The sequence below is a fragment of the Armatimonadota bacterium genome (assembly GCA_031459715.1).
Classification (GTDB): Bacteria; Sysuimicrobiota; Sysuimicrobiia; order Sysuimicrobiales; family Humicultoraceae; genus Humicultor; species Humicultor tengchongensis.
Window position 1 is genome coordinate 1 of sequence record JAVKIA010000055.1, and the last position, 10,840, is coordinate 10,840.

At 70.4% G+C, this 10,840-nt stretch carries 17 protein-coding genes and 1 pseudogene; 5 read left to right on the forward strand and 13 right to left on the reverse strand.

Annotation, left to right across the window (positions count from 1 at the left end; all coding sequences use genetic code 11):
* Positions 1-826 (reverse strand): ATPase, T2SS/T4P/T4SS family (locus QN152_13150; protein MDR7540453.1); only part of this gene is annotated, 826 nt, incomplete at its 3' end.
* Between the two features lie 341 nt (positions 827-1,167).
* Between QN152_13150 and QN152_13155 the strand changes: the two genes are divergently transcribed.
* Complete coding sequence (locus QN152_13155) at positions 1,168-1,341, forward strand: hypothetical protein (GenBank protein ID MDR7540454.1); 174 nt, start codon at positions 1,168-1,170, stop codon at positions 1,339-1,341.
* 130 nt (positions 1,342-1,471) lie between these two features.
* Positions 1,472-1,771 (forward strand): hypothetical protein, encoded by a 300-nt coding sequence (locus tag QN152_13160; protein ID MDR7540455.1) that lies wholly within the window; start codon positions 1,472-1,474, stop codon positions 1,769-1,771.
* Positions 1,772-1,879: 108 nt separating this feature from the next.
* Here QN152_13160 and QN152_13165 read toward each other — a convergent pair whose 3' ends face one another.
* The 5 genes and pseudogenes from QN152_13165 to QN152_13185 form a co-directional block, all read right to left on the reverse strand.
* The gene (locus QN152_13165; GenBank protein MDR7540456.1) at positions 1,880-2,266 is read right to left on the reverse strand and encodes a cupin domain-containing protein; all 387 of its coding nucleotides are present in this window, start codon (positions 2,264-2,266) and stop codon (positions 1,880-1,882) included.
* Positions 2,263-2,508 (reverse strand): annotated as a pseudogene (locus QN152_13170) (thioredoxin family protein). Before QN152_13170 ends, QN152_13165 begins: the two are co-directional and overlap by 4 nt.
* 12 nt (positions 2,509-2,520) lie before the next feature.
* The gene (locus QN152_13175; GenBank protein ID MDR7540457.1) at positions 2,521-2,973 is read right to left on the reverse strand and encodes a hypothetical protein; all 453 of its coding nucleotides are present in this window, start codon (positions 2,971-2,973) and stop codon (positions 2,521-2,523) included.
* 4 nt (positions 2,974-2,977) lie between these two features.
* Complete coding sequence (locus QN152_13180) at positions 2,978-3,559, reverse strand: NAD(P)-dependent oxidoreductase (protein ID MDR7540458.1); 582 nt, start codon at positions 3,557-3,559, stop codon at positions 2,978-2,980.
* A complete protein-coding gene (locus QN152_13185; protein ID MDR7540459.1) occupies positions 3,490-3,810 on the reverse strand; it encodes a hypothetical protein in 321 nt (106 codons plus the stop codon). Before QN152_13185 ends, QN152_13180 begins: the two co-directional genes overlap by 70 nt.
* Positions 3,811-4,041: 231 nt before the next feature.
* Here QN152_13185 and QN152_13190 point away from each other — a divergent pair, with 231 nt between their 5' ends.
* On the forward strand, positions 4,042-4,437 hold the full coding sequence (locus tag QN152_13190; protein MDR7540460.1) for a hypothetical protein: 396 nt from the start codon (positions 4,042-4,044) through the stop codon (positions 4,435-4,437).
* Positions 4,427-4,597: a hypothetical protein gene (locus QN152_13195; protein ID MDR7540461.1), complete on the forward strand. Its 171-nt coding sequence runs from the start codon at positions 4,427-4,429 to the stop codon at positions 4,595-4,597. The genes QN152_13190 and QN152_13195 overlap by 11 nt, the downstream gene beginning before the upstream one ends.
* Positions 4,598-4,614: 17 nt before the next feature.
* On the opposite strand, the gene QN152_13200 is transcribed toward QN152_13195, so the two are convergent.
* From QN152_13200 to QN152_13215, 4 genes are all read right to left on the reverse strand, one after another.
* Positions 4,615-5,103, reverse strand: a complete 489-nt coding sequence (locus QN152_13200) for a hypothetical protein (GenBank protein ID MDR7540462.1) — start codon at positions 5,101-5,103, stop codon at positions 4,615-4,617.
* A complete protein-coding gene (locus tag QN152_13205; GenBank protein ID MDR7540463.1) occupies positions 5,103-5,600 on the reverse strand; it encodes a hypothetical protein in 498 nt (165 codons plus the stop codon). Before QN152_13205 ends, QN152_13200 begins: the two co-directional genes overlap by 1 nt.
* Positions 5,600-6,154, reverse strand: a complete 555-nt coding sequence (locus QN152_13210) for an RNA polymerase sigma factor (protein MDR7540464.1) — start codon at positions 6,152-6,154, stop codon at positions 5,600-5,602. Before QN152_13210 ends, QN152_13205 begins: the two co-directional genes overlap by 1 nt.
* Positions 6,155-6,280: 126 nt before the next feature.
* A complete protein-coding gene (locus tag QN152_13215; protein ID MDR7540465.1) occupies positions 6,281-6,895 on the reverse strand; it encodes a Fe-Mn family superoxide dismutase in 615 nt (204 codons plus the stop codon).
* A gap of 162 nt (positions 6,896-7,057) precedes the next feature.
* Between QN152_13215 and QN152_13220 the strand changes: the two genes are divergently transcribed.
* Positions 7,058-7,606: a Uma2 family endonuclease gene (locus QN152_13220; GenBank protein MDR7540466.1), complete on the forward strand. Its 549-nt coding sequence runs from the start codon at positions 7,058-7,060 to the stop codon at positions 7,604-7,606.
* Positions 7,607-7,612: 6 nt separating this feature from the next.
* On the opposite strand, the gene QN152_13225 is transcribed toward QN152_13220, so the two are convergent.
* The 3 genes from QN152_13225 to QN152_13235 all read right to left on the reverse strand — a co-directional run.
* Positions 7,613-9,250, reverse strand: coding sequence for an amidohydrolase (locus tag QN152_13225; GenBank protein MDR7540467.1), 1,638 nt, complete (start codon positions 9,248-9,250; stop codon positions 7,613-7,615).
* Complete coding sequence (gene ribH / locus QN152_13230; protein ID MDR7540468.1) at positions 9,247-9,738, reverse strand: 6,7-dimethyl-8-ribityllumazine synthase; 492 nt, start codon at positions 9,736-9,738, stop codon at positions 9,247-9,249. The genes QN152_13225 and ribH overlap by 4 nt, the downstream gene beginning before the upstream one ends.
* A gap of 23 nt (positions 9,739-9,761) precedes the next feature.
* The coding region (locus QN152_13235) for a bifunctional 3,4-dihydroxy-2-butanone-4-phosphate synthase/GTP cyclohydrolase II (protein ID MDR7540469.1) at positions 9,762-10,840 on the reverse strand (1,079 nt) is incomplete at its 5' end.

The window sequence follows — 10,840 nt, forward strand, 5'->3', positions numbered from 1 at the left end:
TCTCCCCCCAGATGGTGGGGATGGTGGAGACGCGCACGTCAATCTCCCGGTCGTCGATGCGCATGGCCAGGCGGCCGTCCTGGGGCAGGCGCCGTTCGGCGATGTTCAGGCGGGCCATGATCTTGATGCGGGAGATCAGCGCCGCGTGGACGTGGCGCGGCGGCGACATGACCGCATAGAGCACCCCATCCACCCGGTAGCGAATGCGCAGCCGGTCCTCCTGGGGCTCGATGTGGATGTCACTGGCGTGGCGCCGCACGGCCTGCCGGATCACCTGGTCCACCAGGCGGACCACCGGTGCCTGCTCGGCCACCAGGCGCAGGGACTCCACCGACTCCTCCTCCACCACCGCCGGGGCGGCGCTGAGTTCGCCCAGGATCCGCTCCACGGAACTGGCCGGCGTGCCGTACTGCCCCAGGGCGCGGAAGAAGTCGTCCGCGGTGATCACCGCCGGCCTGACGGCCAGCCCGGTGGCCCGGCGGACGTCGTCGATGGCAATCACATCCAGGGGGTCAACCATGCCCAGAACCAGCCCGTGGTGGTCGCGGCGAATGGGGACAACGCGGTGCCGGCGGGCCAGGTCCTCGGGCACCAGGGCCAGCACCTCGCGGGGGAGGAGCAGGTCGGATGGGCGGACGAACTCCAGCCCGAGCTGCCGGGCCAGGGCGGTGGCCACCTCCTCCGGCGCGGCCAGGCCCAGGGAGATGACCACCTCGCCGAGCCGCTCCCCGGTGTGCCGCTGCTGCTCCAGTGCCCGGGAGAGGGCGGCCGGCGTGACCGCCCCCGCCTCGGTCAGGAGTTCCCCAAGCAGTGCGCTGCGACGCATCCCGCCCCACCCGCGAGATCCGCTGAGCAGCAGGTCCGGGGACGCCCCGGGAGTCTTCGTATCTTCCTCGCCCCCGCCTGCCTGGCCACAAGCTCAACGCAGGATATCGGCCGGCCAGCCCTTCGCTTCACCCTCCTGGCCTTCCTTCTGTCGGGAGCCCGATTTCCGCCCTCACCAGCACGAACCCCCTCCTCCTCGCTTGTGGGAGCAAGCCTTAGTGACAGAAATTCTGTCAAATTCGGACGATGCAGCAGGAAATCGACGGGAAAAGACATAAATCCCCGACCTACCGGCACTCTGCGGGCACAGTCTGAAGAGCACCGTCGCCAGGGGGGTTCCGAATGAAGGCGGAACCTGTATCTATCCGTGAGCGGATGTTTGTCCCCCCGGAGCAGGTGATGACGCGGTTGATGCGCCGGGAGGACGAGCGGCGTGGCTACTGGGTGGAGTTGGTGGTCCTGCTGGCCGGCGCAGCCAGCTTCCTGCTGGGCGTGGCTCTGGCGATCCGCTACTGACAGCGAGAAGGGAGAGCTCCACCGGAGGCCACCCGTGAGCACCGCCATTCGACGCCATCCAAACAAGCCGCGCGCAGGTCTAGGCGCTCGGCAAGCCGGGCATGCTCCCGCTGTCGAGGAGGACCGCGCGGTGGCCGTCCCCGGGATGCCCAGCAGCCTGATCAACGAGTGGGCGGAGCGCATCGTCGTGGCCCTGCTGGAGCAGCAGGCCGGGTTCCGCCAGGCCCTGACCCACGCGGAGATCACCGCCCTCACCGGGCTCGACGACCTGCAGGTCGCCCGCGGCTGCTGGCACGGCAGGCTGCACGGGCTCTTGAACTTCCAGCAGGGCACTGGGCAGGTGCGCTACACCCTTACCCCGCTGGGAGCGGCCATCGCCCGACGGCGCAGGGCGGAGAGCGAGCAGGCCTTTTCGCCTCCGGCCCGTTAACCGGCAGGGCCTCTGCCGCCGCGACCGCGCCGGGGGCCCGTAGACCTGCGTCCGCGATTCACCCGGACGGACCGGGCCGGAAGTCTATCCAAGAAATGCCTTCCAAGGTCAGTACTGGTCCCAGTCGCGCTTCTCCACCTGCCAGTTACTTGGCCCCGCGGGACGCATGGAGATGTGCGCCATGGCGCTGGTGCGGGTGGCGCCGTGCCAGTGCCAGGCGTTGGCGGGAATGACGGCGATGTCACCGGATCGGATGAGGCGGCGCTCGCCCTCCGTGGCCACAACCCCCTCACCCTCCACCACGTACAGCGCCTGGTCGGTGGAGTGGATGTGGGGGATGGTGCGCGCCCCAGCCTGGAAGAAGACCGCGATCAGTTCCACCTTTCCGGGGTTGGCCGGCCGGGTCAGGTACTGCAGCCGCACCGTCCCCGAAAAGTACTCCGGCCGCTCGGGGACCGCGGCATACTGGCGATGTGCCCTCACGATCTCGATCATCGCTCTCCCTCCTCCCCGCCCTCCGGTACCTCCACCGATGTTCCCACCGCCTGTGCCAGCGCCGCGACCAGGTGCGACTCCGGCACCGCACCTGTCACCTCGTGCGTCTCGTTAATCACCGTCTTGGGTACCGCATAGACGTTGAAGCGCCGGGCCAGTTCCGGGAACTCCGTGGCCTCGATGATGTCCGCGGTGACCCGGGGGCTCTCTACCGCCAGGTGCGCGGCCAGCCTGGCCGCGCGGGGGCAGTGGGGTCAGGTGGGCGTGACAAAGACCCGCAGGTGGGCGTCCCCGGTCAGGCGAGCCAGGACGCGGCGGGTGGCCTCAGTTACCTCCCCCCGCCCGCGCGAGACCGCCATAATCACCTCCAGCAGCGTGACAAACTCGTATCCCGCGGGCATACCCAGGTAGCGGACGCCGTAGTCCTCTTTCCCCAGGAAGACGATGGCCGGCGCCTCCCGCACCCCGTACCACTGCGCCGCCTCGGCGTGCGAGAGCAGCCCGTATTCCTCCACCTCAACCCGCTCGGAGAGTTCGGCCACCTCCCGCAGGATCTGCCGGGTGTACTCGCTGGCCTGCCAGTCCTCGCCGGGCAGCGCCAGGCCGCCGGTGGCGGGCAGGAAGAGCACCAGGCGGACCGGGGCTTCCAGGTCGGCGGCGAAGCGGCGACGGATGGTCTCAGCGTCCTGCGGATTGAGGAAGGACATGGCGCTACGTGGAGAAAACCTCCGGGTTGACCACGGCAGCGGGACGTCGTCCCGCCAGCACATCCAGAATACCCTGCGCGGCATGGACGGTCATGCGCGCGGCGCACTCTGCGGTCAGGGCGGCCGAGTGAGGCGTCACCACCAGGTTGGGTGCGGAGAAGAGGAGGTTACCCAGGTCGGGCGGTTCCTGTTCGAACACATCCAGCGCGGCTCCCCCCAGGCGACCCTGATGTAGCGCCCGCGCCAGGGCCGCCTCATCCACGACCGCTCCGCGGGCGGTGTTGATGAACAGTGAGGTGGGCTTCATCGCGGCCAGCTCTCGCTCGCCGATGAGCCTGCGTGTCTGGGGCGTCAGCGGCACATGGAGCGTGACCACGTCCGCCTCCCGGAGGAGGGAGAGGAGGTCGTCCACGGGCTGGGCTCCCCGGGACCTAATCTCCGCAGGGGGGAGGAACGGGTCATCGCCCAGGACCCGCATGCCGAACGCCGCCATTGCCTTGCGGCTGACGGCCGTGCTCACGCGCCCCAGGCCGACCACCCCCAGGACCTTGCCCTCCAGGTCCACCGCCCGCAGGCTGTCGCGCACGGCGAAGGCACCGCGTCGCGTTCCACTCCCACCCCGTGGCGGGCGATGACCCGCAGGTGCGGCGCTGCGGCCACAAGCTCCGCAGAGACCACCGCCAGGCGCACCAGGAGCGCGGAGGCCTCCCACAGCAGCGGCCGCAGGGCGGCCGGCGAGGGGTTGGGCGCCATGACCACCCGGCAGTGCTCCGCCAGAAGGCGCCTGCCCGCCTCGTGGACGGGCTCGCTGATGACGACGAGCGGCGGCTGTCCCATGGCAGCGTGTTCTTCGTCGGGATGCTCCCTGCCAGGATGTTTCCCGCCGGGATGTTCCTTACCCAGAAAGGAATTTCGCGGGCCTGCCCCTTTTCCCCCAGCCCGGCTCCCCCAACAGGTCGAGGGCAGGGACAGGGCCTGGCCGCTGCGATGGGACGGATGGCTCAAGGATGGTAGCAGGGCTGCGGCGAACCTCCAGGGTCAGCCAGGGACTCCGGGACACCGCAGGGGATGACGATGGCCAGCGACCCCTTCGCCCGAGATGCGCAGGTGCTGCCGCACCTCCGGGGGTACCCGGAGGAGCTGCGCCATTTCAGCAACCTGATCAAGCACTCCCACCCACAGGGCAGATCCGCCCTGGAGTCCGTCCTGCGCCGTCCGGCCGCCAGCGACTCCTACATCGCCAACCTCTGCCGCCTGGTGGCCGCCGGAGAGGCCGTGCTGAGCGTGGTGGAGGCGGCGGAGCGGTTCGGGGTCTCGCCTCAGACCTTCCTCCGGACCATCGCCGCCCGTCCCGACTTCCCGCCGCCGCTGTTCGCCCGGGAGGAGAAGCGGCTGTGGCGCGCCGGTGACGTAGAAGCGTACATCCAGCGCCGTGGGGAAGCTCCGCCTGCTGGTGACCTGTAAACGCTGCGGCCGGGAGTTCGACACCGGCCGGCGCATGGACCGGCGCTCGTTCCAGCGGGGAACACTGGCGGCCAACTACCACACCTGTCCGCACTGCGGGGCGCGGGAGACCTACCGCAAGGCCGACTACCTGACCCGGGAGGAGAGGCCGCAGACCTGAGGCAATAGAGCCCCGCGCTACTGACGCGGCGGCTGCTCCACCAGGCGGCGTACCTCCTCCAGCAGACGGAGGGTCTCCGCCTCGAATCGCTCGGCGATGAGGACGAAGCGTGCCTGCTGTTCCACGGTGAGGGCGGCCTGAATCTGCCGCAGAATGTGCTGCCGCCGCAGCTCCGTCTCCTCGCGCAGCGCCTGCAGCTGTGCCACGGCGGTCTTGATGGCCTCCTCATCGGGAGGCCGGCGCGCCAGCGCGCGACGCAGCTCGCCTTCCAGCACCCGCTTGCGCCGTCCGAGCTCCAGGCGCAGCTGTTTCAGCGCCTTGATCTGGGGAAAAAGGCGAGCAATCTGCTGCTCGCTGAGATCGAGCTCGTCCACCAACCGCCAGATGAGCAGCGCCTCGATAATCCGCTCGATGCGCGCCGGCGCCAGGGTCGACGGCCCCTGCGCCAGGACCGGAAGCGTCAGCAACGTGACCAGCAGGGCCGCAAGGAGGAGCCGGCGGCGCATCAGCGCGGCTCCAGGGGCTCCGGCTGCCACCCCGCCTCCTGTGCCTCCAGCCCGGACTGCCACAGGCGCAGGGCCTGGTCCAGGTGCGGGAGCTGGGAGCGCATGGTGTCGGTGACGTAGGGGGCGATCTGTTCCGCTGCGGAAGGCGCAGGAGGGGAAGGCCGCAGCGCCGCCGCGGAGACGGTCAGCGCCACTGCCATGGCTGCTCCTGCTGCCGGCAGCAGGAGCGGGCGGAGTGCGCGGCGCAACCGGTCGGCTTGCCTCTCCGGTCTGTGGATGCGCTCCTCCAGCTGGCGCATGAAGTCCGGCCAGAAGCCCTCCGGGGGGGACGGCACGGGAACCGCCCGCAGCCGTGCCGCCGTCTCCTCCAGCTCGACGGCCAGCGTGCGGCACCGCGGGCAGTCCGCCAGGTGGGCGGCCAGCGCGCGGCGCAGGTCCGGTGGGGTCCGGCCGGTGGTCACCTCCAGCAGCGCGGCACGCGCCTCCGGGCAGCGCATCAGGACCGCTCGCTCCTCTCCGCCGCCAGTGCAGCGCGCAGCCTGCGCAGGGCGGCAAACATCGTCGCCTTGACCGTCCCCTCGGAGCACCCCAGGACCCGGGCGATCTCCGCATAGGGGAGATCCTGGTACAGACGCAGCGCCACCATCGCCCGCTGCCGCGGAGGGAGGGCAGCCACAGCCCGGACGATGGCCGAAGCTGTATCCGCAGCCTCCGCCCGCGTCTCCGGCGCCACCTGTGGAGGTGCCTCTGCCGTGCTCTCCTCCAGCTCCGCCCAGAGTAAGCGGCGACGACGGGCCTGATGGTCCAGGCAGAGGTTGACCGTAATCCGATAGAGCCAGGTGCGCAGGTGCGCCCGCCCGTCGAATCGGGGCAGGGCGCGGTACGCCCGCAGGAAGACCTCCTGGGTGATGTCCGCCCCGTCCTCGTGACTGCCGACGAGACGCCGGGCGAGGCGGTAAAGAGTCTCCCGGTACTTGATCACCAGGGCGGTGAAGGCGGACTCCTCACCCCGCTGGAAGGCCTGGACGAGCGCCGCGTCCTCCTGATCCAAGCGACACCCCCTACCAGGAGTAACGCTCCGCCTGGGGAGAACGTTTAGCCCTCATTTCAAGAGACGCGCCCCCCCGGCGGTACGGGCGGCCCGGCGGGCCGCCCGTACGTACCACCCTTCTCTGGCCTACCTCTCCCCCGGCAGCACATCCCGGGCAATCTGCTCGGGCAGCGTCCAGTCCAGGTTGCGGAAGAAGGCGTCGATGTACGCCGCCTTGGCCGTGCCGAAGTCGATGAAGTAGGCGTGCTCGAAGACATCCAGGGCCAGGAGCACGCTGGCATTCCAGACGGGGAACGTATTCTGCTCGTCCCCGATGTAGTTGAAGAGGTGCCCGCTGTCCCAGTCGTAGGCCAGCCAGGCCCAGCCGCGGGCGGCGATCCCGGTCGCCTTGAGGTCCTGCTGCCAGGCCTCGAAGGAGCCGAAATCCCGCTCGATCAGCGAGGCCAGCTTCCCCGAGGGTTTCCCCCCGGTGCCCCCCAGCAGGGAGAAGTAGTTCTCGTGGTTCTTCACCCCGCCCACGGCGCGCGTGTACTCCACCTTGAGCTCCCGGATGTCGGAGTAGGTGGGGTTGGCTTTGGCCGGATCCTTGTCCAGGGCGGCCAGTTTCTCCAGGATCTCGTTGGCCTTGTTCACGTAGCCCTGGTAGAGCTTGTAGTGCTCCTCCATGGTCTTCTTGCTGATCCCGTCCAGCGTCACCTCAAACGAACGGAACTTCTTGGCCTCATACCTGTACAACGCCATCCACCTCCTCGGAGCCAGGTATCGTCACATCCTCGGCTCGTGTATTCTACCACCGCGGACTGGAAAATCCTCGCCGCCAGCCGATCACCTTGCCAGAGGCGCGGCCGTGAACCGGTGCAGCGGCCGTGCGCTCGTCCCTGACGGCGGTGTTATAGTGAGGCTATGGGACCGGAGGCGCTGGCAGTGGTCTCTGTGGAGGAGTTCTGGCGCCTGGCGCACCGCCTCCCCCGGGCGGAGCTGGTCGGTGGCCAAGTTGTAGAGATGGCTCCCCCGGGCTTCCGTCACGGAGCGATCACGGCCGCACTGCTGCGAACCCTGCACGAGTTTGTGACCACCCAAGACCTCGGCGTGACTGTGGCCGAGACCGGATTTGTCCTCTCTTCCGACCCCCCGACCGTGCGTGCGCCCGATGTGGCCGTGGTCCTGAGGTCCCGCCTCCCCTCACCGCCCCCGGCGGGATTTTTCTTCGGACCCCCGGATCTGGCGGTGGAGGTCCTCTCGCCGGACGACCGGCCCGCTGAGGTGGCGGCGAAGGTGGCCGACTACCTGCGCGCGGGGGCGGCGGCTGTGTGGGTTGTCGATCCGGAGAGTCGGACGGTTACCGTGCACACGCGCAGCGGGGCGACACGGTACGCCGCCCAGGAGGCCGTGGACGGCGCGCCGGTGCTCCCCGGGCTCCACCTTCCCGTCGGCCCCCTGCTCGCCGGGTAGGACAATTCAGGCGTCGCTGTCCAGACCGGCGAGCGGGCCTGCACTGTGCACAGGCGTTCCCCCGACCACGGTGGCCAGGACACGGGTCTCCAGCAGGACCTGCGGATCCGCCGCGGCCTCCGCCAGGAGGTCCCGGTCGACCACGATGAAGTCGGCCAGGCGTCCCGGTGCCAGGGTGCCCTTGATGGCCTCCTCGCCCGACGCGTAGGCCGCGCCCACGGTGTAGGCGCGCAGCGCTTCCTGGACAGAGAGCGTCTCCTGGGGATACCATGCGGGCCGCGGGTCGCCAGGATGGCGCCGCGTCACCGCGGCGTACAGCCCCTGCCAGGGGTCGAGGGTCTCCACCGGAGCGTCCGAGCCAAACGCCAGCACGGTCCCCTGCTGCCGCAACGATCGCCAGGCGTAGGCGGTGCGGCTGCGGGCGCCCCAGTAGCGGTCGGCGAGGTTGCGGTCGCTGGTGCAGTGAACAGGCTGCATGGACGCCACCACGCGAAGCTGCGCCAGGCGGGGCAGGTCGTCGGGGTGAAGGAGCTGCACGTGCTCCAGGCGGAAGCGCACGCCCGATCGGCGCGCCGCCTGATGGTGCGCGGCAAAGGCCTCCAGCACCTCTCTGTTGGCCCGGTCGCCGATGGCGTGGACTGTAGGCCACAGTCCCGCCGCCACCGCGCGGCCCACCAGCTCCTGCAGCGCCACGGCGCTGTGGACGGCTATGCCCCTGTTGCCGGGCTGCCCCTCGAAGGGCTCCAGCATGCTGGCCGTCTGCGAGCCCAGCGTCCCGTCCGAGTAGATCTTCACCCCGCCCACCCGCAGCCAGTGGTCGCCCAGACCTGTGCGCACCCCCAGCGCCGCTGCGTCCTCCAGGCGATCCAGCGGGATGGTCATCCACACCCGCAGGCGCAGCCTCCGCTCACGGTGCGCGTCCTGCAGCAGGCCCAGAGCCTCCGGCCATGGGCCGTCGCGCGCCATGCTGTGCACGCCCACCAGCCCCAGGCGGTGCGCGGCGGCCGTGGCCTCCTCGAGCGCCGCGCGCAACATCGCCGGATCCGGCCGGTCCACCACCGCCTGGACCAACACGCGGGCCTCCTCCTTGAGCAGCCCGGTGGGCCGGCCGGTGGGGTCACGGACAATCTCTCCGCCCGGAGGGTCGGGCGTCCGGGGCCCGATGCCGGCGCGCTCCAGGGCGGCGGAGTTCACCCAGAGGAGGTGTCCGTCCTTGCTGGTCAGGGCCACGGGGCGACCGATGCTGACCGCATCCAGGTCGTCGCGCGTGGGCCACCGTCCCTCCGCCCAGCGGTTTCGGTCCCAGCCTCCGCCCAGCACCCAGGTTCCCGGCGGTGCTGTGGCTGCAGCCGCCGCTACCATCTGCACCGCTTCGGCCAGGGACCGCGTCTGCCGCAGGTCCAGCCTCCGCACAAGCAACCCGTAGGCAAGGAGGTGCACGTGGCAGTCAATCAGGCCGGGCAGGACCGTCCGTCCCCCGAGGTCGATGCGCCGCGCCTGAGGGAAGGCCGCCGCCAGCTCGCCGGCCGGGCCGGTGGCCAGGATCCACTCCCCCGCCACGGCCAGAGCGTCTGTGACCGGGCACTGCGGATCCAGGGTGCAGGTGCGCAGTCCGGTGAAGAGGGTGACGGGGTTCGCCGTCACCGCCCGGCCTGGTCGAGGCGGCGCAGCAGGGTGGCCATGGCGATGGCGCTCTCGGCGGCCTCCCGCCCCCGGTGCCGCTCGGCAGCGACCCGGGCGGCGGCCTGGGCCGGATCGTACACGCTGAGGACCTGGAAGATCACCGGCACGCCGGTCTCATACCCCGCCCGGGCCACGCCGGCGGCCGCCTCCCGGCTGACGTGCTCGAAGTGCGCGGTCTCGCCCTTGATCACACACCCAAGGGCGATGACCGCGTCGTAGGCGCGGGAAGAGGCCAGCCGCCGCGCCACCAGGGGGATCTCGAAGGCGCCGGGCACCCAGGCCACGTCCACCACGGCGGCACGGCGAGCCGCCAGCACCTCCTTTGCTCCCTGCAGCAGCTGCTCCGTGATCCCCTGGTTGTAGCGGCTGACCACGATAGCAAAGCGCAGACCGGCGGCGTCCCTCGACCCTTCCCAGGTGGCTCCCCGCGGTCCCGAGGCCTCACTCACGGCTGCAGCACGCTCCGGCACGCTCACTCAATCGAGAGCAGGTGCCCCAGCTTGTGCCGCTTCGTCTTCAGGTAGCGGTAGTTCTCCTGGTTGGGCGGCATCTCCAGGGGGATGCGCTCGGTGACCTCCAGCCCATACCCCTCCAGCCCGGCACGCTTCTGCGGGTTGTTGGTGATGAGGCGGATCTGGTGCAGGCCCAGGTCCGCCAAAATCTGCGCGCCCACGCCGTAGTCACGCGGGTCGGGGGGAAATCCCAGCAGCTCGTTGGCCTCGACGGTATCCTTGCCGCCGTCCTGCAGGGCGTAGGCCTTGATCTTGTTGGTCAGACCGATGCCCCGTCCCTCCTGGCGGATGTACACGATGACGCCGCGGCCGGCGCGCTGCACCATCTGCATGGCGGCACGCAGCTGCTCGCCGCAGTCGCACCGCAGCGAGCCGAAGACCTCGCCGGTGAGGCACTCCGAGTGCATGCGCACCAGCACAGGGTCCCCTCCGGCCACCTCCCCCTTCACCAGGGCCAGGTGCCCCACCCCGTCCAGGGTGTTCTCGTAGACCACGGCCCGGAACTCCCCGTGCACCGTGGGCAGGCGAGTCTCGCCCTCGCGGCGGACGAAGGGGTCGCGCCGCAGGCGGTAGCGGATGAGGTCGGCGATGGAGATGATCCGTAAGCCGTGCTCGCCGGCGAAGACTTCCAGGTATGGCAGGCGGGCCATGTGCCCGTCGTCTGCCAGGACCTCGCAGAGCACCCCCACAGGGGCGAACCCCGCGAGGCGGGCCAGATCCACTGCGGCCTCGGTGTGCCCGGCCCGGCGCAGGACCCCGCCCTCCATGGCCCGCAGGGGAAAGACATGACCCGGGCGGAGGAAGTCCTCCCGCCGGCTGCCGGGGTCGGCCAGGGCCCGCACAGTGGCGGCGCGGTCGTGGGCGGAGATCCCGGTGGTGGTGCCGTGCCGCACGTCCACCGACACGGTGAAGGCGGTCCCCAGCCGCGAGGTGTTCACGTCTACCATCAGCGGCAGGTCCAGCTCCACCAGACGGCTGGCTGCCATGGGCACGCATATCAGGCCGCGGCCGAAGCGCGTCATAAAGTTGATGGCCTCCG